The 26,845-nt window shown below is 31.5% G+C and carries 23 protein-coding genes and 2 tRNA genes; 24 read left to right on the forward strand and 1 reads right to left on the reverse strand.

Features of this window, described 5'->3' with window-relative positions:
* Positions 1-32: 32 nt before the first annotated feature.
* From B3040_RS06350 to disA, 15 genes are all read left to right on the forward strand, one after another.
* Positions 33-107: transfer RNA gene (locus B3040_RS06350), tRNA-Asn, on the forward strand.
* Between the two features lie 494 nt (positions 108-601).
* On the forward strand, positions 602-2,680 hold the full coding sequence (fusA, locus tag B3040_RS06355) for an elongation factor G (protein WP_291571326.1): 2,079 nt from the start codon (positions 602-604) through the stop codon (positions 2,678-2,680).
* 97 nt (positions 2,681-2,777) lie between these two features.
* The gene (locus B3040_RS06360) at positions 2,778-3,014 is read left to right on the forward strand and encodes a hypothetical protein (RefSeq protein WP_017417166.1); all 237 of its coding nucleotides are present in this window, start codon (positions 2,778-2,780) and stop codon (positions 3,012-3,014) included.
* Positions 2,977-3,204, forward strand: a complete 228-nt coding sequence (locus B3040_RS06365) for a hypothetical protein (RefSeq protein WP_017417165.1) — start codon at positions 2,977-2,979, stop codon at positions 3,202-3,204. The genes B3040_RS06360 and B3040_RS06365 overlap by 38 nt, the downstream gene beginning before the upstream one ends.
* A 299-nt stretch (positions 3,205-3,503) precedes the next feature.
* Positions 3,504-4,148 (forward strand): histidine phosphatase family protein, encoded by a 645-nt coding sequence (locus tag B3040_RS06370; RefSeq protein WP_242826018.1) that lies wholly within the window; start codon positions 3,504-3,506, stop codon positions 4,146-4,148.
* 199 nt (positions 4,149-4,347) lie between these two features.
* Positions 4,348-5,034, forward strand: coding sequence for a TraX family protein (locus B3040_RS06375; protein ID WP_291571330.1), 687 nt, complete (start codon positions 4,348-4,350; stop codon positions 5,032-5,034).
* A gap of 163 nt (positions 5,035-5,197) precedes the next feature.
* On the forward strand, positions 5,198-6,445 hold the full coding sequence (locus B3040_RS06380) for an aminopeptidase P family protein (protein ID WP_291571332.1): 1,248 nt from the start codon (positions 5,198-5,200) through the stop codon (positions 6,443-6,445).
* Positions 6,446-6,705: 260 nt separating this feature from the next.
* A complete protein-coding gene (locus tag B3040_RS06385; RefSeq protein WP_291571335.1) occupies positions 6,706-8,445 on the forward strand; it encodes an ABC transporter ATP-binding protein in 1,740 nt (579 codons plus the stop codon).
* Between the two features lie 432 nt (positions 8,446-8,877).
* Positions 8,878-9,102 (forward strand): hypothetical protein, encoded by a 225-nt coding sequence (locus B3040_RS06390; RefSeq protein WP_291571338.1) that lies wholly within the window; start codon positions 8,878-8,880, stop codon positions 9,100-9,102.
* Positions 9,103-9,542: 440 nt separating this feature from the next.
* Positions 9,543-10,001, forward strand: coding sequence for a CtsR family transcriptional regulator (locus tag B3040_RS06395; protein WP_291571340.1), 459 nt, complete (start codon positions 9,543-9,545; stop codon positions 9,999-10,001).
* Between the two features lie 10 nt (positions 10,002-10,011).
* Positions 10,012-10,527, forward strand: coding sequence for a UvrB/UvrC motif-containing protein (locus B3040_RS06400; RefSeq protein WP_291571343.1), 516 nt, complete (start codon positions 10,012-10,014; stop codon positions 10,525-10,527).
* Positions 10,528-10,540: 13 nt separating this feature from the next.
* Positions 10,541-11,563, forward strand: coding sequence for a protein arginine kinase (locus B3040_RS06405; protein ID WP_291571345.1), 1,023 nt, complete (start codon positions 10,541-10,543; stop codon positions 11,561-11,563).
* 23 nt (positions 11,564-11,586) lie between these two features.
* Positions 11,587-14,022, forward strand: coding sequence for an ATP-dependent Clp protease ATP-binding subunit (locus B3040_RS06410; RefSeq protein WP_291571348.1), 2,436 nt, complete (start codon positions 11,587-11,589; stop codon positions 14,020-14,022).
* A gap of 267 nt (positions 14,023-14,289) precedes the next feature.
* The gene (radA, locus tag B3040_RS06415; RefSeq protein WP_291571352.1) at positions 14,290-15,654 is read left to right on the forward strand and encodes a DNA repair protein RadA; all 1,365 of its coding nucleotides are present in this window, start codon (positions 14,290-14,292) and stop codon (positions 15,652-15,654) included.
* 168 nt (positions 15,655-15,822) lie between these two features.
* A complete protein-coding gene (gene disA / locus B3040_RS06420) occupies positions 15,823-16,887 on the forward strand; it encodes a DNA integrity scanning diadenylate cyclase DisA (protein WP_291571354.1) in 1,065 nt (354 codons plus the stop codon).
* Positions 16,888-17,046: 159 nt separating this feature from the next.
* Here disA and B3040_RS06425 read toward each other — a convergent pair whose 3' ends face one another.
* On the reverse strand, positions 17,047-17,442 hold the full coding sequence (locus B3040_RS06425; RefSeq protein ID WP_017417153.1) for a hypothetical protein: 396 nt from the start codon (positions 17,440-17,442) through the stop codon (positions 17,047-17,049).
* 359 nt (positions 17,443-17,801) lie between these two features.
* Between B3040_RS06425 and B3040_RS06430 the strand changes: the two genes are divergently transcribed.
* The 9 genes from B3040_RS06430 to B3040_RS06470 all read left to right on the forward strand — a co-directional run bounded on the left by B3040_RS06430 (position 17,802) and on the right by B3040_RS06470 (position 26,751).
* Positions 17,802-18,896: a PIN/TRAM domain-containing protein gene (locus B3040_RS06430; RefSeq protein WP_291571355.1), complete on the forward strand. Its 1,095-nt coding sequence runs from the start codon at positions 17,802-17,804 to the stop codon at positions 18,894-18,896.
* A gap of 710 nt (positions 18,897-19,606) precedes the next feature.
* A complete protein-coding gene (locus tag B3040_RS06435; protein ID WP_291571356.1) occupies positions 19,607-21,319 on the forward strand; it encodes a proline--tRNA ligase in 1,713 nt (570 codons plus the stop codon).
* Positions 21,320-21,495: 176 nt separating this feature from the next.
* The gene (gene ilvA / locus B3040_RS06440) at positions 21,496-22,707 is read left to right on the forward strand and encodes a threonine ammonia-lyase (RefSeq protein WP_291571359.1); all 1,212 of its coding nucleotides are present in this window, start codon (positions 21,496-21,498) and stop codon (positions 22,705-22,707) included.
* 523 nt (positions 22,708-23,230) lie between these two features.
* The gene (locus tag B3040_RS06445) at positions 23,231-23,659 is read left to right on the forward strand and encodes a Mini-ribonuclease 3 (RefSeq protein ID WP_291571361.1); all 429 of its coding nucleotides are present in this window, start codon (positions 23,231-23,233) and stop codon (positions 23,657-23,659) included.
* Entirely contained in the window at positions 23,643-24,443 is an 801-nt protein-coding gene (gene thyX / locus B3040_RS06450) for an FAD-dependent thymidylate synthase (protein ID WP_291571363.1), read from the forward strand. The genes B3040_RS06445 and thyX overlap by 17 nt, the downstream gene beginning before the upstream one ends.
* 50 nt (positions 24,444-24,493) lie before the next feature.
* Complete coding sequence (gene rlmB / locus B3040_RS06455; protein ID WP_291571365.1) at positions 24,494-25,342, forward strand: 23S rRNA (guanosine(2251)-2'-O)-methyltransferase RlmB; 849 nt, start codon at positions 24,494-24,496, stop codon at positions 25,340-25,342.
* 23 nt (positions 25,343-25,365) lie between these two features.
* Positions 25,366-25,875 carry an NYN domain-containing protein gene (locus B3040_RS06460; protein ID WP_017417146.1) on the forward strand — a complete coding sequence of 170 codons (510 nt, stop codon included), beginning with the start codon at positions 25,366-25,368 and terminating at the stop codon, positions 25,873-25,875.
* Between the two features lie 73 nt (positions 25,876-25,948).
* Positions 25,949-26,596 carry an RNA polymerase sporulation sigma factor SigH gene (gene sigH, locus B3040_RS06465; protein ID WP_291571368.1) on the forward strand — a complete coding sequence of 216 codons (648 nt, stop codon included), beginning with the start codon at positions 25,949-25,951 and terminating at the stop codon, positions 26,594-26,596.
* Between the two features lie 79 nt (positions 26,597-26,675).
* Positions 26,676-26,751, forward strand: a tRNA-Thr gene (locus B3040_RS06470).
* Positions 26,752-26,845 lie beyond the last annotated feature (94 nt).

Genomic DNA, 26,845 nt, shown 5'->3' on the forward strand with positions numbered 1-26,845 from the left:
TGTGGGAGGGTAGGTGGTCGCTAGGTAAATATTCCGTGGTAGCTCAATGGTGGAGCACTCGGCTGTTAACCGATAGGTTGGAGGTTCGAATCCTCTCCACGGAGCCATTTACATACTGAAGCTAAGGCAGTTCATTTGAACTGTTTTTTTATTGCGCAAAATTTTAACTTTCTAAAAACTAATAGAGGACTTAGAGCTTAAATCTAAGTCCAAATATGTTAAGTTTTAGAATGACATAGAAGCTATAAACAAGTAATTATATATGAATTAAAGAGCGTGTAAATACACGCTTTTGTTTATATAAAATATAAAGCAATTTACAATAAATCCAGTCTATAATGGTAGATATCCACAAATAATTGTAATAAGGTCCCAGGTTTATAAATATAATTTTTATATGTGAATAGTTAATCTAAACCAAAGATTGATAATAAAGCTATGTATTTATATTTATATTTATATGTAAATTTCTCAACAAAAACTAATTGTTAATATATTTTAAATATTATAAATATTGAAAATATTTAAAGGAAATTTGTGCAAAATATAGAATATATAGTTGTGTTAGATATTATGCAATGAAAAATGGGAGGTATACCATATGAAAGAGTATAAAATTAACAATCTAAGAAATGTTGGGATAATAGGGCATAGTGGCTCAGGAAAGACGAGTCTTATGGAGTCAATGATGTATCAAACTGGACAGACTGATAGATTAGGCAGAATTGAAGATGGAACAACAATTAGCGATTATGATGTGGAGGAAAAGAAAAGAAAAGTATCAATATCTACAGCTATAGCTAATTGTGAGTGGAAGGATATTAAGATTAACTTAGTTGATATGCCTGGTTACTTTGATTTTGAGGGAGAAATGATTGAAGGGCTAAGAGCCGTTGATATGGCTATGATAACTGTTTGTGGTGTTTCAGGCATAGAGGTTGGAACTGAGAAAGCATGGGATTATGTAAATGAACATAAATTACCAAGAGCAGTCTTCGTTAATAAACTTGATAGAGAAAATAGTAGCTTTGAAAAAGTTTTAAGTACCTTAAAAGAAAAGTTTGGTACATCAGTAGTTCCAATTCAATATCCAATAGGTTCAGAAAGTAACTTTAAAGGTGTTATAAATATTATTTCAAACAGAGCTAGATTGTTTAATCCCAAAACGCGTCAAATGGAGGAAAGTGATGTTCCTGAAGAACTAATAGATAAAGTTGAAGAATGCAAACAAATGCTTATGGAAGCGGTAGCTGAAACGGATGAAGTCTTACTAGATAAGTATTTCAGTGAGGGAGAATTAAGTAAAGAAGAAATTTATGAAGGCTTAATTAAAGGCGTCTCAACGGGAGATATAGCTCCTATAATCTGTGGTTCTGCCTTAACAGGAGTAGGAATTAATACATTACTTGAAGATATAGTTGAGTGTTTTCCATCACCTAAGGAAACAAATCTTTATATGGCTAAAGACCTAAAAACAAATGCATATACTAACATTAAAATAAATGAAAACCAACCATTTTCAGCTTTAGTATTTAAGACTATAGCCGATCCTTTTGTTGGAAAGCTCTCTATGTTTAGAGTTATTACAGGAGTAGCTAAATCTGATACTTTAGTTTATAACTCGTCAAAGGAAAAGGAAGAAAAGCTTGGAACAATGTATTTCTTAAAAGGAAAACAGCAGCTTCCAATAAGTGAAATAAAAGCTGGAGATATTGGTGCGGTAGCAAAGCTTCAGCACACTAATACAGGAGATACTCTATGCACGCAGAGTAATCCAGTTATTTTTGATAGAATGACTTTCCCATCACCAGTGTATTCAAGAGCTGTGGTGCCAAAAGCTAAAGGTGATGAAGACAAGATATCTAATGGACTAACTAAACTACTTGAAGAAGATCCAACTTTTTCAGTATCCAGGGATGTAGAAAATGCTGAAACTATAATTTCAGGTTTAGGATCATCTCACTTAGATGTTATTGTTAGTAAATTAAAAAATAAGTTTGGAGCAGATGTAACTCTTCAAGTTCCTAAGACACCATATAGAGAAACAATTAAGAAGTTCTCAGATGTTCAAGGAAAACATAAAAAGCAATCTGGAGGACATGGACAATATGGAGATGTTAAAATTAAGTTTGAGCCAAGGCAAGATGGAGCCGAAGAATTACAGTTTGTTGATGCAGTAGTAGGAGGGGTTGTACCAAGACAATATATACCAGCGGTTGAAAAAGGTCTAAAAGAATGCGTTCAACATGGAGTGCTAGCAGGATATCCAGTGATAAGGCTTAGAGCTACACTTCATGATGGATCGTTTCACCCTGTAGACTCTTCCGAAATGGCCTTCAAAATAGCAGCTTCACTGTCATATAAAAAAGGATTGCAAGAAGCTCAACCAGTACTTTTAGAACCAGTTATGTACATTGAAGTGGAGGTTCCTGATGATTACATGGGAGATGTTATTGCAGATATAAATAAAAAAAGAGGTAGAATTTTAGGTATGGAACCTGCGGTAAAAGGCCAAAAAATAATGGGTGAAGTACCGCAATCAGAACTATATGACTACGCTACAGATTTAAGAAGCTTAACTGGAGCTAGGGGGACTTTTAGAACTAGATTTGAGAGATACGATGAAGTTCCAAGTGATATAGTAAATAAGATAATAGCTGAAATTAAAAAAGAAGCTTAATTAGTAAAAGTGTTAAGATTTGATCTTGGCACTTTTTTTATGCATAAAATTCCTAAATATAGAAAAAATAATACTAAACCTATAAAGGGGGCCAAATATGTCGGATTATAGGATGGATATATCAGGAGAAATAAAGTTAAGTGATTATAGCAGCATTCATGACTATATGGGTATAGTAGGCCCAGAAGATAACTTTACTATAGTATTGAACGCAGTTAATGATGAAGATGCAAAGGTTTTATGCAGCATTTTAGAAAGTGATAAATTTACAATTGTATCAAGAGGAGGAAATTTAGATGGCAGATACTTCATACAAGCATACAGGAGGAAGTAGATTTGATTCAAATGATGAAAGACTTATTCAACAAGCTTACGGATCAGATTTATACCACTTTAAGAGAACAAATAATAAGTTACACCTATACACAGATTTTGCACCTGAATTTAGACCGTTTTTAGCAGCATTAGAAATGGATGCTGTGGAGAAGGTAGAAAACCCTATAGAAGATAAATTAACTGAATAGCTAAAAAGAGCCAAATTTCAATGGCTCTTTTTATTTGTCATAAATTCCAAGTAGGTAAATAGTTTAAGGATTTTAAGATTTTTTTAAAAAGTTAATTTGCATATTAATAGCATCTATATTATAATTGTCCTTGAATTTTAAATGGGAATTTACTTATTGTTTAAGGATATTCTATGGGGAGAAATCCCGTATACTAAGAGGTTTAAAGTGGGAGTCTATGTTAGAAAATTAAATTTTGCGGGAAGCTAATTTATTTCTAAAGTCTCTGAGCAAAGTGAATTTGTTCATAATTTAAAGGAGTGATAAGTTTGACAAGATTGTTTATTACAAGACATGGAGAAACCCTTTGGAACACAGAAGGAAGAATGCAAGGGTGGAATGATTCACCTCTAACTGAACTAGGGGTTAAACAGGCAGAGTGGTTAAGAGATAGGATTAAAGATACAAAGATTGATGCTATATACGCAAGTCCTTCAAATAGAGCCTTTAGAACTGCTGAAATTGTAAAAGGAAATAGGAATATTAATATTATAAAGCATGATGGATTAAGAGAAATTGGGCTTGGTGAATGGGAAGGACTAAACCAAGAAGAAATTAAAGCTTTAAGTGCTGAACAGCATTATAACTTTTGGAATGCACCTCATTTATATGCACCAACATCTAAGGGAGAAACTTTTGAAGATTTAACAGAAAGAGTTTCACCTGTAATTAAAGAAATTGTAAGTAAGCATCCAGATGAAAATGTACTAGTAGTTACTCATACCATGACTTTGAAGGCCATGATGAATTCCTTACATAACAAGCCAGTATCAACTATATGGGAGCCGCCATTTATTAAACAAACAAGCCTCACGATAGTTGACTTTGAAGATGAGAAATTTAATGTGTTAATGCATGGAGATGCTTCACATCATGAGTATTCCTTTAAAGAATATAATGAATAACTTATAGTAATTATTATAGTTACTATAGATTATTGACAAGGCAACTTAGATATTAAGTTACAGATGACAAAAATAACAACTAGTGCTCAAAACTGCTTGTTAATTTATAGGTTATTTTATATATCAATGGTATAATTTAGAATACACAGTTGTATATTAGGTACAAGGGTGTATTCTTTTATTATTTAGGGGGGAGTTTATGAACAGTTTTATACTGAAGGTTTTAGCTTGTATTTTTATGCTAATTGATCATGTTGGGGCAATATATTTCCCGAAGTTATGGGGATTAAGAGTTATAGGAAGGCTAGCCTTTCCAATCTTCTCATTTTTATTAGTTGAAGGTTATGTAAAAACTTCAAATTTAACAAAGTATGGTACTAGACTATTTTTGTTTGCATTAGTATCTCAGTATCCATTTATGTGGGCATTTAAAATTAGATCCTTTAACATTTTCTTTACTTTATTTGCAGGTTTAATGGCTTTATATGTATTGGATTATAAGTTTTATGAGGATGAAAGTAAAAATAGAGCTATAAAAATTTTAACTATCATAGCAATTTGTATTTTTGTTAAGCAAGTTCATACGGATTATGATTTTTATGGAGTACTTATGATAATCATCTTTAGAGTATTTAAGGACAAAGGACTTACAAAACTTTTTGGTGCATTAGTATTACTTAATTTTATTTATATTATGCCAATGTTGAAATACTTAGCTTACCCAAATGGCTTTAGAATTTTCATGCAAAGCTCAAGTTTGATGGCGTTAGTTTTTATTGCCTTTTATAATGGGAAGAGAGGGAAAAATCTAAAATATGCATTCTATGCCTTTTATCCTGTACACTTGACTATATTATATTTAATTAAGGAGTTTGTTGTTAAATAAAGATTTATTGTTTAATATACATTTATTATATAGATAACCTATAAAGTTTTCTAAGATAATTCATAATATTTATCTTAGAAAATTTATTTTATTGAAATTATCATTAGAGAGTGTTATTGTATAATTATGAAAATTTTTACTATATCAGGGTGAGGTGTTATGTATGAATAAAGAATTTTTTATTAAAAATAGAGAGAGACTTGGAGAAACATTAGAGAATAACTCAATGTTAGTTCTTTTTGCAGGCGAAGCTCCTTATAAATCAGCTGATGAAACCTATAATTTTACACCAAATAGAAATTTTTATTACATGACTGGTATAAATAGACCTAAAATGATATTAATGATGATAAAGAGAAATAATAAAGTTACTGAAACCTTGTATATCGAAAAAAATGATCCAGTTATGGCTAAGTGGGTTGGCGAAAAAATGAGTGAAGATACAGCAAGAGAGATTTCAGGTGTGGAAAGTATTTCTTTTATAGAAGAATTTGAAGATTATGCAGGTCTTATGTTTAGTAGAACAGAAATAGACAAGTTATACTTAGACTTAGAAAGACAGGAATTTGATATACCAATGACTAAGTCTCAAAGATTTGCAAAAGCTGTTATTGAAAGATATCCATATTTAACAATAAAAAATGTATATCATGAAATTTGCAAATTAAGATTAGTAAAAACTGAAGAAGAAATAGAGCTTATTAAAAAAGCTATAGATATTACGTATGAGGGCATAAAGGCAATGTGGAAAAATGCCAAACCTGGTATGATGGAATATGAAATAGAAGCAAATTTTGACTATGCCTTAAAGAAAAATGGAGTAATAGATTTTGCATTCCATACAATTGCAGCAGCAGGAAAAAATGCTACAGTATTACATTATGGAGATAATAATTGTGAGACTACAGATGGAGATTTGATGCTTTTAGATTTAGGCGCACAATATAAATATTATAATGCAGACATTAGTCGTACTTTCCCTGTTAACGGAAAGTTTACTGAAAGACAAAAGGCTGTATACAATGTAGTACTTAAAGCTAATGAAGAAGTTACTAAAAATGTTAAACCAGGAGTTCCATTCTCAAGATTAAATGAAATAGCTAGAGAAGTTTTAACTGAAGGATGTAAGGAATTAGGTTTAATAAAAGAAGATAAGGAGCTTTCAAAATATTATTATCATGGAGTTAGCCACTATTTAGGCTTAGATACTCATGATGTAGGAAGCCGCGATGTTGTTTTAGAGGAAGGCATGGTTTTAACTAATGAGCCAGGGCTTTATATTGAAGAAGAGAGCATAGGCATAAGAATTGAAGATGATATATTAGTAACAAAAGATGGATACGAAAATCTTTCAGCACATATCATAAAGTCAGTAAATGATATTGAAAAATTTATGGAAGAAAATAAATAGATAATGGAACTAAAGCTATCATGAAGGCTTCATGGTAGCTTTAGCTTTTAAGTTTTTATTAACTATTTACACTTTCTATATATTACTTTAAGATATTAATATAAATAAGTTTAAAGGTTCACTATAAAAAGAATACAGAGTAAAAGTTTAGTATTATGAATATGTAAAGAAGATAATCTAAAATAATAAGGGGTTAAGTTAAAGCCCTGTGAAAGTATTATTTATGAACCTTATAAGTAGCTAAAAAAAGGGGGAGAATTATGATAAAGAGATTTATTTCGTATTATGGGCCTCACAAGAAACTATTCTTTTTGGATATGTTTTGTGCATTTTTAGTAGCAGCACTGGATTTGGTATTTCCCATGTTTACTAATACACTATTAAAAAATGCTATACCAAATAAAGATTTAAGAACTATAGTTATCTTTGCAGTGGTATTGGCTCTTTTATATGTAGTAAAGCTTATTGCTAACTACATAGTGGATTACTGGGGTCATGTAATGGGGGTAAGATTGCAGTATGAGATGAGAAAAGACGTTTTTTCACATCTACAAACCTTACCTTTTAGATATTTTGATGATAATAAAACGGGACATATAATGTCCAGAATTATTAATGATTTAATGGAAATATCTGAACTTGCCCACCATGGACCAGAGGATGTATTTATTTCTATAATAATGTTACTTGGTTCTTTCATACTATTATGTAATATAAACTTGAAGCTAACCTTAATAGTATTTGCATTCATTCCTGTGATTCTTTGGTTTACAGCAACCCGTAGAGTAAAGATGTCTAACGCTTTTGATGAAGTTAGAAAAAAGATTGCTGTAGTAAATGCAAAGCTTGAGAATAGTATTTCAGGAATAAGAGTTGCTAAATCTTTTACAAATGAAGAATATGAAATGGAAAAGTTCGATGAAGGCAACAACCAATTTAAAGTTGCAAGATCTTCTGCTTATAAATACATGGCAGAATTTATGGCAGGTATGAGATTTCTTGTAGATATGCTTAATGTAGTTGTGCTAGGCTTTGGAGGATATTTTGTATACAAGGGATATATCGATATTATAGATTTAGTAACTTACTTCTTATATATTGCATACTTTATGCAACCTATTAGAAGATTGACTTCCTTCGTTGAACAGTATCAAAGTGGTATGTCTGGTTTTAAGAGATTTATTGAAATTATGGATACAAAGTCAGATATAACTGATAGTGCAGATGCTAAGGAGTTAAAAAATGTTAAAGGAAGTATCGAGTTTAAAAATGCCACCTTTAAGTACAATGAAAATACAGAAATATTATCTAATATAAATCTACAAATAGAAGCAGGCAAAACTTTAGCTCTTGTAGGACCATCTGGTGGAGGAAAAACAACTATATGTCACTTAATACCTAGGTTCTATGAGCTAAATGATGGTGAAATAAGTATTGATGGAGTAAATATTAAAGATGTAACCTTGAAGTCTCTTAGAAAAAATATTGGAATTGTTCAACAAGATGTATTCTTATTTACAGGTACTATAAAGGAAAATATACTTTATGGTAATCCAGAAGCTACAGATGAAGAGGTAGTAAAGGCAGCAAAAAATGCCAATATACATGATTTTATCGATTCTTTACCTGATGGCTATGATACCTATGTAGGGGAAAGAGGCGTAAAATTATCAGGTGGACAGAAACAGAGAATATCCATAGCAAGAGTTTTCCTGAAAAATCCTCCAATATTGATATTAGATGAGGCAACCTCTGCATTAGATAATACTTCAGAGCTTATAATTCAAAAGTCTTTAGAAGATTTATCTAAGGGAAGAACCACCCTAGTAGTAGCGCATAGATTATCAACAGTTAAAAATGCAGATGATATAGTAGTGTTAACTGATAAGGGAATTTTGGAGAAAGGTCCTCATGAGGAGCTTATGGCTAAGGAAGGAATCTATTCAAAGCTTTATAATGCACAGTTCAAAGGATTTATTCCAGATGAAGTGAATATTTAGTTTTTGTAACTATAGGCATCTAAGGTGAAAATTAATTTTATTCGTTTTCATAAGCCTTAAGAGAATAAGACGAAAGTTTATCTTATTTCCTTTAAACAGACTTATTATAGCTAAAGAATATTTATGTTTCAGGAAATACGAAGATAATTACAATAGTTTGTTGATTATATCTTTAATTTGTTATAAAATAAATGGGGGGTAGCCAAGGCTATCCCTATTATTTTTGACTTTAGGAAGATTTATGTTGAGGAGATAAAGTTTACATACTCAAATCAACAATTTTTTCCAAGAAAAGTTGACTAATATCTATATTACATATACACATGAAAAAGGAAAACTTCCTATTAAAAGATTTTATGTAAAAAAAAGGAAAAATAATATTTGTGTAGAATAAGTAATACATAAAGATTTTGGTATATGGAGGAGAAAAAAATGATAAAAAACAAAAGTGGTATTATTGAACTATTAAATGATCTAAAAAACTTTAGCTATTCTAAGGAAAGTACTGTAGTTGATGTGGAGTTAATCACTGAAGAGGATGTTAACATTAGATACTATGATGAAAAGTGCATTATTATTAATTATCATCACTATGAGGATGCAGTTTCAACTTTATATAAGGATAGAAAATATATAAATAAAGTGCTTTTCCAATAATAAAAAGCACTTTATCTATTAGGAAGCTATAGTGTAACTTGAATTAAACAATTCATTAATACAGAATTAGTATCATGAATTTTATATAAGAAAGTTAAAGTAAATTTAAGGAATCTTAAGTAAGATATAGCTAATTAAAGAATATAAGCAAATATTGCGTGTTTTTATTGTTTTTACGAATAATATAAGGTTGAAGAGAAAATTTAAAAGTATTATTATTTAATTAAGGTCAAAGAAAGTCAAAGTTGAGTTGTAATTATTATATTGGTAGAAGCCTATTGTAATTATTATGTTTTAACAGCTTTCTATAATCATTTTCTCGTAATAGAACTCTTCCAAAATAAATTAGTAATGCTAAATTGGTAAGAGTAGATTTATTTAAATGAACCTTACAAAAGTCAAAAGGTTTATTACTAATTCAAGGATAAGAGGTATTATTTATGGCAAGATTATCTGATGTGATAGAAGAGTTTATTAAAGAACTTTTAGAACAGGCAAAAGAACAGGAAATAGAAATACAGAGAAATGAATTAGCTAGCTATTTTAGTTGTGCACCTTCTCAGATAAACTACGTATTAACTACCAGATTTACTCAAGATAAGGGATATTATATTGAAAGCAGAAGAGGCGGAGGCGGATGCATAAGGATAATTAGAGTTCAGTATAAGGAACACACATCTTTAGCTGAAATTATTATTCATAAAATAGGAGATTATATTACTAGTGATAGTAGTAATAAAATAATTGATAGTTTAAAAGATAGTGGAATATTAACTGAAAGAGAAGCAAAGATAATAAAAGTAATGTTAAATGACAGAACTCTAACTTCAGCCTTAGATAATAAAAACAAGGTACGAGCGGACATGTTAAAAACAGTAATATTAAATATTTTGAAATAGGGGTGATATTATGATTTGTGAGATATGTCAAAAAAATGAGGCTAATTTTCATATCGCTAAAATTATAAATGGAGTTAAGGAAGAGAAACATGTATGTGAATATTGTGCTAAGAACTTAGAAGGAATTAATTTACTTCCAGACCTGAACTTTAGTTCTAATTTTTCTTTCCAAAATCTATTAAGTGGATTTTTAGATTATATGAATACCTCTACTCAAACAAATCTACCTAGTCAAGTAGTATGCAGTAATTGTGGAACTACTTATAGAGAGTTTAAAGAAAGTGGCCTTTTAGGGTGTAGTAGTTGCTATAGTATTTTTAATAATACTGTAATACCAATCTTAAAGAGAGTTCAACCTAGCACAGAACACCATGGTAAAATACCTGTTAAAGGTGGAAAAGAAATAATGCTAAAAAAAGAGCTTCAAAAACTAAAGGAAGATCTTCAAAGGGCCATTGCTATGGAAGAGTACGAAAAGGCTGCTGAAGTTAGAGATAAAATTAGAAATATAGAGCAGCAAGGCTAGGAGGAATAGGGCTATGGAGAATTGGATTAAAGCAGAAACTTCTCGTGAGGATATAGTAATAAGCAGCAGAGTTAGGCTAGCTAGGAACTTAAAAAATTATTCTTTCCCTAATAAACTAGATAGAGATAAAGGGAGGGAAGTTGTTAAAAGGGTTGAAGAAGCCTTTAATAAGTCTGCATATATTGAGGAAAACTTTAAGTCCGTTTATATGTGGGATAATGATGAAATAACAAGCAAGTCTTTTTTGGAAAGGCACCTTATAAGCGATAAATTAATTATTAATAAGGAAAAAGCTGCTTTCATAAAAGATAATAATGAAACAATAAGCATTATGATAAATGAGGAAGATCACTTAAGACTACAATGTATTGTAGGGGGATTAAATTTAAAAGAAGCTTATAATGAAATTAACAAGATTGATAATCTTTTAGAGGAATCACTAGATTTCGCATATGATAAGGATTTAGGCTATTTAACAACCTGTCCAACAAATGTAGGTACAGGGCTTAGAGCTTCTGTTATGATTCATCTGCCTGCACTTACAAAGTTAGGAGCCATTGATGGAATGGTAAATATGTTAAGTAAAATGGGACTTACAATTAGAGGTTTATTTGGAGAGGGTTCAAAGGGTTATGGAAACATATACCAGATATCCAATCAAGTAACTCTAGGACCAAGTGAAGAAGAAATAATAGATAATTTGTTAGCCGTTATAAACAATATAATTGGTGAAGAAAAGTTAGCAAGAGAAAAATATATCAAATCTTATGAGTATGAAACAAAAGATAGTATTATGAGATCTTTGGGTATTTTAAGATATGCGTTAGTCATAACTGCAAAAGAAGCACTAAATTTGCTTTCATATGTAAGATTAGGTACAGAGCTGGATATAATCAAAGATATTGATAAGAAAAAACTAAATTCACTTTTAGTAGAAATACTTTCAGCAACAATGCAGCTTAATGCAGGGGCTGTAATGAATGAAAGGGAAAGAGATATTAAAAGAGCAGAAATTATAAGAAGTAGCTTTAAATAATGTAGTTAAGAGGTGAAGATAAGATGTTTAATAGGTTCAATGAAAGAGCAAGAAAGGTTTTAATGTATGCTAATGAAGAAGCACAAAATTATAAACACGGATATGTTGGAACAGAGCACATGCTTCTTGGTATTTTAAAGGAGCAAGATGGAATAGCTTTTAATGCACTTAACAATATGGGAATTAGCTATGATAAGGTAAAGGCTTTGGTAAATCAGTATATAGGCAATGGAGATGTAGAAATGCCAAAGGATGAAATATATTTAACACCTAGAACTAAAAGACTTATAGAATTAAGCTTAGTTGAGGCAAGAGGGTTAAATCAAAATTATATTTCTCCTGAGCACATACTTTTAGCAATAATTAGGGAACCAGAAGGAGTAGCTTATACCATACTAGCTAACTTAGGAGCAGACTTTAATAAACTTAGAAATGAGCTAAAGGCTGCAGCTGGAGAAGCAGAAGGAGCAAATCAGCCAGTAGGAAGAGAAAAAACTAAAAATTCTAAAACACCTACTTTAGAGAAGTATGGTAAGGATTTAACAGCTCTCGCAAAGGAGGGAAAATTAGATCCAGTTATAGGGCGCGATAATGAGACTCAAAGAGTGCTTGAAATACTTTGTAGAAGAATTAAAAACAATCCTTGTTTAATTGGAGACCCTGGAGTTGGTAAAACAGCAATTGCAGAAGGGCTTGCTGAAAAAATAGCATCAGGTAATATTCCTGAATTATTAAGGGATAAAAGAGTTGTAACTTTAGATTTATCTTCTATGGTAGCAGGTTCAAAGTATAGAGGCGAATTTGAAGAAAGGCTTAAATCAGTAATGGAGGAAATATCAAAAGCTGGAGATGTAATCCTATTTATAGATGAGATCCACACTATAGTAGGAGCAGGTGGGGCTGAAGGAGCCATCGATGCCTCAAATATTTTAAAACCAGCTCTTGCTCGTGGAGAAATTCAATGTATAGGTGCAACTACAATTGATGAGTACAGAAAGCATATTGAAAAAGATGCAGCTTTAGAAAGAAGATTCCAACCAGTAACAGTAGAAGAGCCAAGCAAGGAAGAAACAGTACAAATTTTAAAAGGATTAAGAGATAAATACGAAGCTCATCATAGAGTTAAAATAACTGATGCAGCTATTGATGCCGCTGTAAATCTTTCAGATAGATATATAACTGACAGATATTTACCAGATAAGGCAATTGATCTAATTGATGAAGCTGGATCAAAGGTTAGAATTCAAAATCTTACAGCACCACCAGATTTAAAAGCAGTGGAAGCAGAACTTGAAAAGGTAACACAAGAAAAGTCTGATGCAATAACAGTTCAAGATTTTGAAAAAGCTGCAATGCTAAGAGACAAAGAAAAACAACTTAAAGGCAAGCTTGAAAATACCAAGAATAACTGGGTATCAAAAAGCAAAGATGCAGATTCAGTAGTAGATGAAAGTGATATAGCTAGGGTTATAGCAAGATGGACTAATATTCCTGTTGAAAAACTTACGGAAAAGGAATCAGAAAGGCTACTAAAGCTTGAAGAAATCCTTCATAAGAGAGTTATTGGGCAAGAGGAAGCAGTAGAATCAATAGCAAGAGCTGTAAGAAGAGCAAGGGTTGGGTTAAAAGATCCTAAGAGACCAATTGGTTCATTTATTTTCCTTGGACCAACAGGTGTAGGAAAAACTGAGCTTTCAAAGGCTTTAGCTGAAGCTATGTTTGGTGATGAAAATGCCATGTTAAGAATTGATATGTCCGAGTATATGGAAAAGCATACAGTGGCTAAACTTATTGGAGCTCCTCCTGGATATGTAGGATATGATGAAGGTGGTCAGTTAACAGATAAGGTAAGAAGACACCCTTATTCAGTGGTGTTGTTTGATGAAATCGAAAAGGCTCATCCGGATGTATTCAATATACTATTACAAATCCTTGAAGATGGTAGACTTACTGATGGGAAAGGTAAAACTGTAGACTTTAAAAATACTATTGTAATCATGACTTCAAATGCAGGAGCATCCACTATTAAAAAACAAAAATCTATTGGATTCGCTCAAAGCAAAGATGTAGCTAGAGATGAATATGATAAGATGAAGGATAATGTTATGGAAGAAATAAAACATACCTTCAGACCAGAATTCTTAAATAGAATCGATGATATTATAGTGTTCCATAAGCTTGAGGAAAAAGATTTAGTACAAATAGTTTCGCTTATGCTTAATTCTGTAAGTGAAAGATTAAAAGATCAAAATATAAGTATCTCCTTCACTGATGAAGCAAAAAATTATCTAGCAAAAGAAGGCTATGATTTAAATTATGGTGCAAGACCATTAAGAAGAGCAATTACAAAAACTATTGAAGATAAGCTTTCAGAAGAAATATTAAAGGGAAATGTAAGTCATAGTGATAATGTACAGGTTACTCTTGAAAATGGTGAGTTAAAGTTTAACGGAAAATAGTGAAAGATATCTTAAAAAAATACCTATAGAAATATGTGGAGTATAATATTAGAATTTACAAAGGGCATTGAATTAATAGTTTTAAATTTATTGTACTACACTCTTTATAGATATATAATTAATTATAACCTTTTAATAAGAAAACCACTTAGATAAAGTGGTTTTTTTATTATTTATGGATAGTATATATACCTTCAATAGATAAGGTAGTATATTATGGCGATAATTAGTTAAAATCTTAATAGTATAGTTTACGGAGGATATTATATGGCTAAAATAAAGAATACATATGTATGTAGTGAATGTGGTTATGAGTCACCGAAGTGGTATGGAAAATGCCCAGGTTGTAATAATTGGAACACCATGACAGAGGAGACTAAAACTCCAGTTAACACAGGATTTAAAAGGGCTGTAACCATGTCAGGGGGCAATAAACCCCAAAGCATTGTTAATATAAAATCAAGTCAATATGAGAGATTAGATACTGGCATCACTGAATTAAATAGAGTACTAGGAGGTGGATTAGTTCGGGGGTCACTAACCTTAATATCAGGTGACCCAGGAATTGGGAAATCAACTATACTATTACAAAGTGCAAGAAATATATCACGAAAATATGGTAAGGTTCTTTATGTGTCAGGAGAAGAATCAGAAGAACAAATCAAAATGAGAGGGGAAAGACTTGATTCCATATGTGATGACTTATTTATTGTATCAGAAACTAACATAGATATAATTGAGAGTCATATAGTAGATATTGAACCCGCTTTTGTAATTATTGACTCTATTCAAACTCTATTCAAAAGTGATATTTCGTCTGCACCTGGAAGTGTATCTCAGGTTAGGGAGTGTACAAATGAGCTAATGAGGATAGGAAAAACAAAGTCAATTCCTTTATTTATAGTAGCTCATGTTACTAAACAAGGTGAACTTGCAGGACCTAGAGTTCTTGAGCATATGGTAGATACTGTGCTGTACTTTGAAGGAGAGAGAACACAAGAGTTTAGAATACTAAGAACAATAAAAAATCGTTTTGGTACTACCAGTGAAATTGGTGTGTTTGAAATGAGACAAAGTGGACTTGAGGAAATACTAGACGCTTCTTCAGTTTTTTTACAGGAAACATCTTTTAAGCAAGAAGGAGCTGTAGTTATAGGAATTATTGAAGGCACTAGACCTTTATTAATAGAAATACAAGCTCTTGTAAGCGAGACTAAAGCCGTAATGCCAAGAAGAACTGCAGTAGGTGTTGATAATCAAAGATTAAGTCTAATTCTTGCAGTGTTAGAAAAGAAGCTAAAAATCCATTTTTATAACTCAGATGTATATGTGAACGTAGTTGGAGGACTAAATCTAGAAGGAACTTATGGAGACTTAGGATTAGCAGTGGCCTTAATTTCTAGTGCTAAAGGAAGAGAGATTAAATTAGATAGAACCTTGGTAGTTGGAGAAGTTGGACTTACAGGAGAAGTTAGGCCTATTGCCCAAGTTGAAAAAATTATTAATGAGGCTGCTAAAATGGGATTTTCCAATATAATTATGCCTATGAAAAACACAGAAAAGGTTAAGAGTAAAAACATAAATATTATAGGGGTAGCCTCTGTGAAGGAAGTTCTTAGCATAATTTTTTAAGCTGCACTTTTAAAATTTGTTGGTTAACTTCATATAGCTTCCACCTTAATTAATTTACAGGATATAGCTTTATCATACTGAGCTTAATAACTACAATTACAAAATAAAACTTGCAAAGTAATTACTACATGTTTTTAAAGTGCTACAAAGTTGTTTATGGAGGAAAAGATGAGAGAAGAGAAACAAAAAGAATTAATGAATATATTGAAAATGATGTCTCCAGGAACTCAACTTAGAGAGGGCTTAGATAATATTTTGAGAGCTAAAACAGGAGGCCTAGTAGTATTAAGCGATAGCGAACAAATATTGAATATTGTAGATGGTGGATTTTTCATAAATTCAGAATATACTCCAGCTTATATTTATGAGCTTGCCAAAATGGATGGAGCTATAATAGTGAGTAGTGACCTAAAAAAGATACTCTTTGCTAATACTCAACTTATTCCTAATTCGGCTATACCTACAGGAGAAACAGGAACTAGACATAGAACGGCTCAAAGAATTGCAAAACAAACAAGCTCTATAGTGGTTGCCATTTCCCAAAGAAGAAACGTAATTACAGTTTATAAAGATGATATAAAGTATGTGGTTAGAGATAGTAATGAGGTTTTAGCAAGGGCAAATCAGGCAATTCAAACTTTAGAAAAGTATGTGTTTGTGTTGGATAGAGTAACAAGCAATTTAAATCTATTAGAACTTCAGGATTTAGCTACCTTACTAGACGTTGTTACAGCAATACAGAGAACAGAAATGGTAATGAGGATTATATATGAAATTGAAACTTATATATGTGAGCTTGGAAATGAAGGAAGACTCATTTCTATGCAATTAGGAGAGCTTGTGAAGGGTATAGAACAGGAAGGTGTTTTTTTGATAAGAGATTATTGTTCTTCATCATCAAATTATCTACAGATATATAAAAACATTGAAAAACTTTCCTCAGAGGAACTCCTTGATTTGGATTTAATAGGAAAAGTTTTGGGTTACTCAGGAGTACCATTGGTAGATACATTAATATCCCCACGAGGATATAGAATTTTAAATAAAATTCCACGAATACCTTCAATTATTATAGAAAATCTAGCAAAGCATTTCAAAGAGCTACAAGGAGTAATGGAAGCTTCTTTGGAAGAACTGGATTCAGTAGAAGGAATAGGTGAAGCTAGAGCTAAAGCTATTAAAAATGGACTAAGAAGACTAAAAGAGCAATTCATATTAGATAAACACATATAGCACAAAATATTAGATATTTTGTGCTATATGCTTAAATTAATTGTCTTATATAAGATAATTAAAAAAACTAAATATTATTAGATAGTATATTATCATAGCAATAAATACAGTTTAAAAATATCAAAGACATAATAACCTTATTGAACCTTGGAAATAACTCTATCTAAAAGTAAATTTATCAAAGGTACTTATTTTATTATATTCTTTCAATAGTACGTCATATAAGTTTATATCTAAAGTATTACAAAGGGAGGTTATGTAGAATAAATTATTACCTAGTTCTCTTTCAATTACCTCTCTACAGCTGTCACAGATATTACCAACAAGGTGAGTATCAAGACATTCACTTAAATCTTCTAAATCTATATTTTCCTGAATACATTGTTTTTCAGCATTAATCTTTAAACAACCACAACTAGTTACTGACTTAATAACTGCTCTATTTACTCGAGCTTGAGATTCCTGAAGTTTTGTCATGATATCTAAAATACTTTTATGTCTTAGTAAACAACTATCAACTGCATTTTGAAACTCATCAAATATTAGGTCTTTCATCATGTTCAACTCCTTTAATTTATCTAGGTATTGCATACACCTGGTATGTTTATATAATATAACATAATTTATCTTAATAACAGGGGGTTAATAAAATTTTAAGGGAATGAAGAAAACATAGTAGATAAAGGTGGTTGGATCCTTATTACTAATTACATAAGAGGAGAAATTCAACTCATAACTCCTGAACAATAGATGGGGTTTACAACTTAATTATTATTATAAAGTTTCACTAATAGTGCAATAACTTGTTGAAATAACTTTCATCATAATATATAGTTATTATATAGGATACAAGAGTGGTTATTTGTCAATAATTATAATTGAATAAGCATAAATTTTTATTAGGAGGTGAAAATATGTTAAAAAGGATATTAAGAGGTCTTTTTACACTAGTTGGTGGTACTTTAGGGTACATATTAGGTGAGTGGGCTATTACCCATAACTTTTTATCTGCATTAAATATTTCAACTATAGTATCATTGCAAGGGGTATTTGTTATCATATTTTCGGTGATTTTCTGTGGACTTATATTTTATTTTATTTCACCATTCTTGAGCACAGCTATTATAAATTCAATGGAGTACCTAGAAAAAAGAGTTCAAAAAGTACCAGTTAGTGATGTGATTTTTACAGTTTTAGGAGCAGTAGTTGGATTGGTAATCTCAGTACTGATTTCAAGCTTAATTAGAGTTGAATCAATAATAATCACAATAATCACAATAATCCTTACTATTATCATAATGGTGTTATTCGCTGATATTTCACTTAGAAAAAAAGAGGAAATACTTACTATGGTTGGTAATATGAAAAAGTTACCTTCAGGTAGAGAGGGAAAAAATAAGAATAATGCAAAAGAAGGAGCAAAGGTTTTAGATACTTCAGTAATTATTGATGGAAGAATATTTGACCTTTGTCAAACTGGGTTTATTGAGGGGACTCTAATAATTCCAAACTTTGTTTTAGATGAACTAAGACATATTGCAGATTCAGGTGATGGATTAAAAAGGAATAGGGGAAGAAGAGGCCTTGATATTCTTAATAAAATTCAGAAGGAATTAAGCATAAAAGTGGAAATTTGGGAAGGTGACTTTAAAGATGTTAATGAGGTTGATAGCAAATTACTTAAGTTAGCTCAACTTCTAAATGGAAAAGTTATTACAAACGACTATAATTTAAATAAGGTTGCTGAGTTTCAGGGAGTTCCAGTGTTAAATATTAATGAACTTGCAAATGCCATTAAGCCTGTAGTTTTACCAGGAGAAGAAATGGAAATTCAGGTTGTCAAAGATGGCAAGGAATCAGGACAAGGGGTTGCATATTTGGATGATGGAACTATGATAGTAGTAGAAGAAGGAAGAAGGTACATAGGTGAAACTATTACAGTGGTTGTAACTTCAGTGCTTCAAACTGCTGCTGGAAGAATGATATTTGCAAAGCCTAAAGAAGCTTAAAACGTATAGGTCTATATATCTATAGACAGAGATATAACTTATGCATTTAGGGCACTTAAGAAGTTAATACTTAAGTGCCTTAACTTTTTATAAACTGCATATTGTCCAGCTAGAGAGCTCCATATAAAAAAATAATATTATAAGAAACATGTTGGTTAAAAATCTGATATTAAGGCTTGAGTTTACAGTATTATTAAAATTTATAAGTAAACGCGTAAGTTAAGCTTACGCCTCTAAACATTATAAATAATTATTTTGTTTGAATAATATTAGCAGTAAGTATTGACAAACACTTAACTAAGTTGTATATTACTTTTGATGAAAATTTAATATAAGGCATCTTAAAGAATAACTAGTTAGATTTTAATAATTTAGTAGCATATATTGATAATAAATCATTAATATTGCTAATTTATGGTCAACCTTCTTATAAGGGGAAATTTCAGTTGAGATTTTCATTAGTTATTTCATTTTAGATACCTAGTGCAATGATGGAGAATAGTAAAAATTAACTTACAGAGAGAAAATTCAAGGCTGAGAGATTTTCAACAATTTTGAACCCGCTTCTGAGCAGTAGTAAAACTACCGGTTATATACCGTTAAAACATTGAGTACAAATTTAGGTGGTACCGCGATAGAACTCGCCCTAAAAAAGGGTGGGTTTTCTTTTTTTGAAGTTTTTTAAATCTAAATACAGAAGGAGGACGAATATGAAACTTTCTAACATGTTAATTAGCACATTAAGAGAAGTTCCAGCAGAAGCAGAGATTCCAAGCCATCAATTAATGCTAAGAGCTGGAATGATGAGGAAAATGGCTTCAGGGGTATATAACTTTATGCCTACTGGTATTAGAGTGTTAAAGAAAATAGAGAACATTGTAAGAGAAGAAATGGATAACACTGGAGCACAGGAATTTTTAGCTTCTGCATTACTTCCAGCTGAACTATGGATGGAATCAGGTAGATGGGATGTTATGGGAGAAGAAATGTTTAGACTAAAGGATAGAAATGATAGGGATTTCTGTCTTGGGCCTACTCATGAAGAAGTTTTCACTGACATAGCAAGAAATGAAATAAAGTCTTACAAACAACTTCCATTAAATCTTTATCAAATTCAAACAAAATATAGGGATGAGAGAAGACCTAGATTCGGAGTTATGAGATCTAGAGAGTTTATAATGAAGGATGCTTATAGCTTTGACAAGGATCAAAGTGGATTAGATACTTCTTATATGAAAATGTATGAAGCTTACACCAATATATTTAAAAGATGTGGTTTAGATTGCAGTGCTGTAGAGGCAGATTCAGGAGCTATGGGTGGATCTGGTTCAGCTGAGTTTATGGTTAAATCTGAGGTTGGAGAAGATGAAGTAGTTTTCTGTTCTTGTTGCAATTATGCGGCTAATATGGAAAAGGCTCCAGCTATTCCACAAGAACAAATTAAGGAAGAGTACTTAACTTTAAATAAAGTGGAGACACCAGAAATTAGAAGTATTGAAGAATTAGTAAGTTTTTTTAACACTACAGAAGATAAATTTGCTAAAACACTTATATATAAAGCTGATGGAAAAACTATTGCTGTAATGGTAAGAGGCGATAGAGTGGTTAACGAAACAAAAGTAGTTAACGCTATTGGAGGCGCCATTGATTTTAATATGGCCGAGGCTGAAGCTGTAAAAGTGGCTACTTCAGCAGAAGTTGGCTTCGCAGGACCAATAGGTATAAATGCAGATATATTGTTAGTAGATGAGGAAGTTTCTAAAATGTATAACTTTATTGTAGGAGCCAATGAGACTGGATTTCATTATGAAAATGTGAATTATGGTAGAGATTTCACAGGTAAAGTTGGGGACTTTAGAAATGTTATCGAAGGAGATAAATGTCCAAAGTGTGGCGGCAGCTTAACAATAGCAAGAGGTGTAGAAGTAGGTCATATTTTTAAATTAGGGACTAAGTATTCACAGTCAATGGGTGCAACCTTCATTGATGAAAATGGAGAAGATAAACCACTAGTTATGGGTTGTTATGGTATTGGTATTAATAGAACCATGGCAGCAATAATAGAACAACATCATGATGATAATGGAATCACTTGGCCATTAGCTATTGCTCCATATCATGTAATTGTGGTACCAGTTGTTACTAAAGATGAAGAACAAATGAGAATAGCAGAAAATTTATATTTTGAGCTTAAAAAACTTGGAGTAGAAGTTTTAATGGATGATAGAAATGAGAGAGTAGGAGTTAAATTTAAAGACTCTGACTTAATAGGTATTCCAATGAGAATAACTGTTGGTAAAAAAATATCAGAGGGTAAAGTTGAATTTAAGTTAAGAACTAACTCTGAAAATGAAGTAATATCTATAGAAGAAGTAATAGATAAGGTAAAAGAAGAGTTTATAAAAAATAATTTAAAGTTATAATAGCATTTGGGGTTTTATGTTTGGGTTTTAATGACTTTTTAATAAAGGTAATTTTGTAATATAGCAAAGGTAGTCTTAAAAGATAGGAAAAATCAGTTGAGTTATTGTTTAATTTATGGCACTTGGGAATAATATATAAGATTAACTAGAGTTCTAGTGATTAAGGAGAGACACAGATGATAACTATTGAAGATATAAAAGTAGCACAAGAGAATTTAAAAGATGTAACAAGAAAAACACCATTATTTTATTCAAGTACTTTTTCAAGAGAATGTGGTTGTGAAGTATACCTAAAGTGTGAAAATAAGCAAAAGACAGGTGCTTTTAAATTAAGAGGTGCCTATAATAAAATTTGCTCTTTAAGTGAAGAAGAAAGAAGAAATGGAGTGGTAGCATCTTCCGCTGGAAACCATGCTCAAGGTGTAGCTTATGCAGCTACAGCTTTTGGGATTAAAGCTACCATTGTAATGCCTACAACTGCACCTTTAGCTAAAGTTCAAGCTACTAAAAATTACGGAGCACAAGTTATCCAACATGGAGAAGTGTATGATGAATGTTATTCAAAAGCAGTTGAAGTACAAAAGGAAACAGGAGCAACTTTTGTTCATCCTTTTAATGATGATGAGGTAATAGCTGGGCAAGGAACTATATCTCTTGAAATATTAGAGGACCTTCCAGATACTGATATTATAGTTGTACCAATTGGTGGTGGAGGATTAATTTCAGGTATGGCTGTTGCGGCAAAGGCTGTAAATCCTAATATAAAGGTAATAGGTGTTCAGGCTGAAATTATTGCTTCAAGTAAAATTTCTCTTATAAAAAATGAAATTGTTACACTACCAGGAGTGAAATCTTTAGCAGATGGAATATCAGTTAAGACCCCGGGAGATAATACATTCAAATACATGAAAAAGTATGTAGATGAAATAGTAACAGTTACAGAAGATGAAATAGCTTATGGAATCTTCTCTCTAATGGAGAGGAATAAGCTAGTTGCTGAAGGTGCTGGAGCGGTATGTATAGCTGCACTATTAGCAGGCAAAATAGATGTTGAAGGCAAAAAGGTTGTGGCACTAGTTAGTGGAGGAAATATCGACATTGCTATGGTATCTAAAATTATAGACAGAGAGCTTGTAATGCTAAAGAGAAGAATTACTATATCTGTAGAGCTACAGGATAGAGTAGGACAGCTAGGGTCTATAATTACTGACATTGTTGCTTTAGGTGGAAATGTATACAAAGCAAGACAAGACAGAAACTGGAGCTCAAAAGGTCTTGAATATACAAATGTTATTTTTGAAATAGAAACACAATCTAAAGAACATGCAAAAAATATTATAAACAATTTAGAAGATAAGGGATATAATCTGCAAATTGTAGAAAAGTAAGGGAAATATAGAACAAGAAAGTAAAGTAGTAAGAATTAAGTTCTTACTACTTTATTTATAATAAATATTTAATGGTTTTTAATGATATATATAAAGGTTTAGTTATAAAAGGTATTTGAAGCAGTGGAATTTATGAAGAAAGTTTTTTTTGAAATAAAGAAAACTTTACTAGAATAAAGTTTTAATATTAAAATTAACTATGAAATAATTGAATTATTGTATATAATCAAATCATCGACTTTTAAAAAGATTGGTTTCCATACTCAATGTTGTAATTAGTTTGGTACAGAACTATATTATAAGGCTTTACTAGGATATATTTACTAGTATTATAAATAATACTAATAAGGGGGGATAAACCCAATATTTGTAATGGTAAAGCTTAAAGTTGGAACATAATCTGAATATGTATGTTTTTGTAACAGCTTACTTGCGTTAAATATTATACATTAGTGTACAACTTAATGGGAAGTAGCGTTACTAATAAAACATATGTTAAAAATCTTCTTAAGGAGAATTATTTATGGAATTTAATTTGCTTAAGGATAAGTTTACTGAGGAAGAAGCTAAATTTATAAATCCATTAGTACTTGCACTCATTGGAGATGGGGTTTATGAAGTTTTTATAAGAACTTATCTAGTAGAACAAAACAGAGAAGCCAATGTACAAAAAATACATTTAAAAGCTGTATCCTATGTAAAAGCAGAAGCGCAAAGTACATACATGAAGCAGATAGTAGATGAACTTACAGAGGAAGAGCTTGGTGTGTTTAAAAGGGCTAGAAACTCTAAATCCAATGCACCTAAAAATGCTGATGTTACAAACTACAGATGGGCTACAGGTTTTGAAGCTCTCATTGGATATTTATATATGTTAAATAGGATGGATAGGCTTAACTACATCTTAAATAAAATTGTTGAAGTGGGGGATAATAATGAAGGTAAAAGTTAAATTGGTACAGTTTACACCAGAACCAGAAAAGACTATTGCTTCCGCAGCAAAGCTTTGTTACAGTGCTGTAGGGGTAGAGGATATAGCAGAAGGATTAACAGAAGAGAAGACATCAAGTTTTATTAATATGCTTGCAAGTTATGGTCATTATTCACCAATGGAACATGTTAGTTTTACTTTTGCAATTGAAGGGGTATCTAGAAGTTTAACCCATCAACTAGTAAGACATAGAATTGCATCATATTCTCAGCAAAGCCAGAGATATGTAAAGTTAAAAGCATTTGAGTACATAATGCCGCCTGCTATAGAGCAAAATGAAGAAGCGAAAAAAATATTTGTAGAGGCTATGAAAAAAGATCAAGAGGATTATGATAAACTTGCAACGTTGCTTACTGAAGTAGCTTTTCAAGAATATATCGAACAACATAGAAAACATAGTGATTCAAAAGTTGATTTGGATGAGAAGACTCTGAAATCTTTAAGATCAAAAGCTGAGAAGAAAGCAATAGAAGATGCTAGATATGTATTCCCTAATGCTTGTGAAACTAAAATTATGGCAACTATGAATGCAAGAGAACTTATGAATTTCTTTAGCCACAGATGTTGTAACAGAGCACAATGGGAAATAAGGGAGTTAGCTGATGAAATGCTAAGATTAGTTAAATCTGTAGCACCGAATTTATTTAAGTACTGCGGACCTAATTGTATTAGAGAAAAATGCCCAGAGGGAACTATGACCTGTGGACAGATATTACAGGTAAGAGAAAAATATTCAAACTTATAAAAATTGGGATTTCAATAAATAATTACAAAAAGATAAGAGTGAGGTAAAGTATGAAAGAAAAAAGATCACAGAGAGAAAATTTTAGGGGTAAGGTAGAAAAGAAGGAAAGAAATTTTAACAATGTGAAAAAAGTTGAGCAAGCTCCACAGGTTGAGCAGATAATAAGAGAAGATTTAATCGAAGGAAGAAATGCGGTTATTGAAGCTCTAAGGTCTGACAGAACTATAGAGCAGATTTTAGTAGCAAAAGGTGATACTAAAGGTTCAATTAATGTTGTATTAGGTCTTGCTAAAGACAAAGGAACTGTTGTTAAGTATGTTGAAAGAGCTAAACTAGATGAAATGTCACAAACAGGAGCTCATCAGGGAGTTATAGCTATTGTTACTCCATATAAATATTTTGCATTAAGTGATATTATAGATCATGCGAAGTCTAAAAATGAGGATCCATTCATTTTAATACTAGATGAGTTAGAAGATCCACATAATTTTGGCTCTATCATTAGAACAGCTGAAACATGTGGTGTCCATGGAATCATAATTCCAAAAAGAAAAAACGTGGGAATGACTCCTACAGTGTATAAAACTTCCGCTGGAGCAGTAGAGTATATGAAAATAGCAAAGGTAACTAATATTAATGCTGCAATTGATGAACTTAAAAAATCTAACATATGGGTATATGGTGCTGATATGGATGGAGAAAGTTATTGTTACGATGTAAATTTAAAAGGTGCTGTAGCTTTAGTTATAGGAAGCGAGGGCAAGGGAATTTCTAAACTTACGAAGGAAAAATGTGATGTACTTATGAAAATACCGATGGTAGGAAATATTAGTTCCTTAAATGCCTCAGTGGCTAGTGGTATGATTATGTATGAAATTTTAAAACAAAAATTGAAATAGGTATATGACTCAAGAGGAATATTTTGAAAAAAGTGTTTGTTGATGGCTATAATGTAATAAATAGTTGGCCACAGCTGAGGGATATAAAAGATTATAGTTATGAAGCTGCAAGAATAAAACTAATTGATATGCTTCAAAACTATGCTGCATTTAAGGGCTGGAATATAATTATTGTTTTCGATGCACACATGGTTAAGGGGAGTTTAGAAAAGAAAGAAAGAGAAGGAAATTTAATTATAGTTTTCACGAGAGAGGGGGAAACGGCAGATTCCTATATTGAAAGAGCGGTAAACAATATAGGAAGAAGCTTTGAAGTCCACGTAGTTACTTCGGATTCTATGGAACAACAAGTTACCTTTCAAAGAGGAGCAGTAAGAATTTCCAGTTTAGAGTTTTATCACTCAATTATAAATGATAATAAAAGGTTAGAGAAAAGGTATGAAACTAGATATTCTTCCAATAGGAATTTGCTAGAAGAAAATATTGACAAAGAAAGTGCAGAAAAACTTGAAAAAATAAGGCGAAGTAAGTAATTTGGCTTGACTGTTAATTTTTAATTAATGTATAATTTAAGTTGAATCCGTTTGCACTTTGGAGGGGATATTGTTGGATAAAAGGGTTGGCTATGAGAGTTTGGGTTCACAATTTGAAGGAAAGACTGACGATGAAATCGTATTGGAAGCTAGAAATGGTGATGAAAGAGCATTAGAGTATCTACTTAGAAAGTACCAAAATTTTGTTAAATCAAAAGCGAAATCCTATTTTTTGATTGGTGCAGATAAGGAAGATATATATCAAGAAGGAATGATAGGGTTATTTAAGGCTATAAGAGATTTTAAAGACGACAAACTTGCGTCTTTTAAAGTGTTTGCTGAGTTATGCATTACAAGACAAATAATAACTGCTGTCAAAACTGCGACTCGTCAAAAGCATATCCCACTTAATACATACATATCTCTTAATAAACCAATTTATGATGAAGAATCAGATAGAACCTTATTAGATATTATTTCTGGAATAAAGGTTTCTGATCCAGAAGAGCTCATTATAGGGAAAGAAGAATTAAAAAATATAGAGTTTCAAATAGAAGAAGTGCTTTCTGACCTAGAGATGGAGGTGCTTATGTCCTATTTAGATGGAAAGTCTTATCAAGAAATAGCTTGTGATTTAGATAGGCAGGCAAAATCTATTGATAATGCGTTGCAAAGGGTGAAAAGAAAACTTGAAAAATGCTTAGAAAATAGAAAAGAATAGTGTTGACAAATAATTGGATATATACTATAATCAATAACTGATATATAGTGTTTTAACACTATAACAATGATTATAAAATGCCCATATAGCTCAGTAGGCAGAGCGTCACCTTGGTAAGGTGGAGGTCACCGGTTCAATCCCGGTTATGGGCTCCAAAATCGTTGGATAGTACAACACACGTGGATAAGTTTACTTTGGCAATAAAGTAAGATAAATTTAAAATTATATAAGGAGGAATTGAAAAATGGC

The sequence above is a fragment of the Clostridium sp. UBA4548 genome (assembly GCF_002387895.1).
GTDB lineage: Bacteria > Bacillota > Clostridia > Clostridiales > Clostridiaceae > Clostridium_J.

What these genes read in the sequence shown, in the direction of transcription:
- fusA (WP_291571326.1), top strand. Translation starts at nt 602, where the DNA reads ATGAAAGAGTATAAAATTAACAATCTAAGAAATGTTGGGATAATAGGG.
- B3040_RS06360 (WP_017417166.1), top strand. Translation starts at nt 2,778, where the DNA reads ATGTCGGATTATAGGATGGATATATCAGGAGAAATAAAGTTAAGTGAT.
- B3040_RS06365 (WP_017417165.1), top strand. Translation starts at nt 2,977, where the DNA reads ATGGCAGATACTTCATACAAGCATACAGGAGGAAGTAGATTTGATTCA.
- B3040_RS06375 (WP_291571330.1), top strand. Translation starts at nt 4,348, where the DNA reads ATGAACAGTTTTATACTGAAGGTTTTAGCTTGTATTTTTATGCTAATT.
- B3040_RS06380 (WP_291571332.1), top strand. Translation starts at nt 5,198, where the DNA reads ATGAATAAAGAATTTTTTATTAAAAATAGAGAGAGACTTGGAGAAACA.
- B3040_RS06385 (WP_291571335.1), top strand. Translation starts at nt 6,706, where the DNA reads ATGATAAAGAGATTTATTTCGTATTATGGGCCTCACAAGAAACTATTC.
- B3040_RS06390 (WP_291571338.1), top strand. Translation starts at nt 8,878, where the DNA reads ATGATAAAAAACAAAAGTGGTATTATTGAACTATTAAATGATCTAAAA.
- B3040_RS06395 (WP_291571340.1), top strand. Translation starts at nt 9,543, where the DNA reads ATGGCAAGATTATCTGATGTGATAGAAGAGTTTATTAAAGAACTTTTA.
- B3040_RS06400 (WP_291571343.1), top strand. Translation starts at nt 10,012, where the DNA reads ATGATTTGTGAGATATGTCAAAAAAATGAGGCTAATTTTCATATCGCT.
- B3040_RS06405 (WP_291571345.1), top strand. Translation starts at nt 10,541, where the DNA reads ATGGAGAATTGGATTAAAGCAGAAACTTCTCGTGAGGATATAGTAATA.
- B3040_RS06410 (WP_291571348.1), top strand. Translation starts at nt 11,587, where the DNA reads ATGTTTAATAGGTTCAATGAAAGAGCAAGAAAGGTTTTAATGTATGCT.
- radA (WP_291571352.1), top strand. Translation starts at nt 14,290, where the DNA reads ATGGCTAAAATAAAGAATACATATGTATGTAGTGAATGTGGTTATGAG.
- disA (WP_291571354.1), top strand. Translation starts at nt 15,823, where the DNA reads ATGAGAGAAGAGAAACAAAAAGAATTAATGAATATATTGAAAATGATG.
- B3040_RS06425 (WP_017417153.1), bottom strand. Translation starts at nt 17,442, where the DNA reads ATGAAAGACCTAATATTTGATGAGTTTCAAAATGCAGTTGATAGTTGT.
- B3040_RS06430 (WP_291571355.1), top strand. Translation starts at nt 17,802, where the DNA reads ATGTTAAAAAGGATATTAAGAGGTCTTTTTACACTAGTTGGTGGTACT.
- B3040_RS06435 (WP_291571356.1), top strand. Translation starts at nt 19,607, where the DNA reads ATGAAACTTTCTAACATGTTAATTAGCACATTAAGAGAAGTTCCAGCA.
- ilvA (WP_291571359.1), top strand. Translation starts at nt 21,496, where the DNA reads ATGATAACTATTGAAGATATAAAAGTAGCACAAGAGAATTTAAAAGAT.
- B3040_RS06445 (WP_291571361.1), top strand. Translation starts at nt 23,231, where the DNA reads ATGGAATTTAATTTGCTTAAGGATAAGTTTACTGAGGAAGAAGCTAAA.
- thyX (WP_291571363.1), top strand. Translation starts at nt 23,643, where the DNA reads ATGAAGGTAAAAGTTAAATTGGTACAGTTTACACCAGAACCAGAAAAG.
- rlmB (WP_291571365.1), top strand. Translation starts at nt 24,494, where the DNA reads ATGAAAGAAAAAAGATCACAGAGAGAAAATTTTAGGGGTAAGGTAGAA.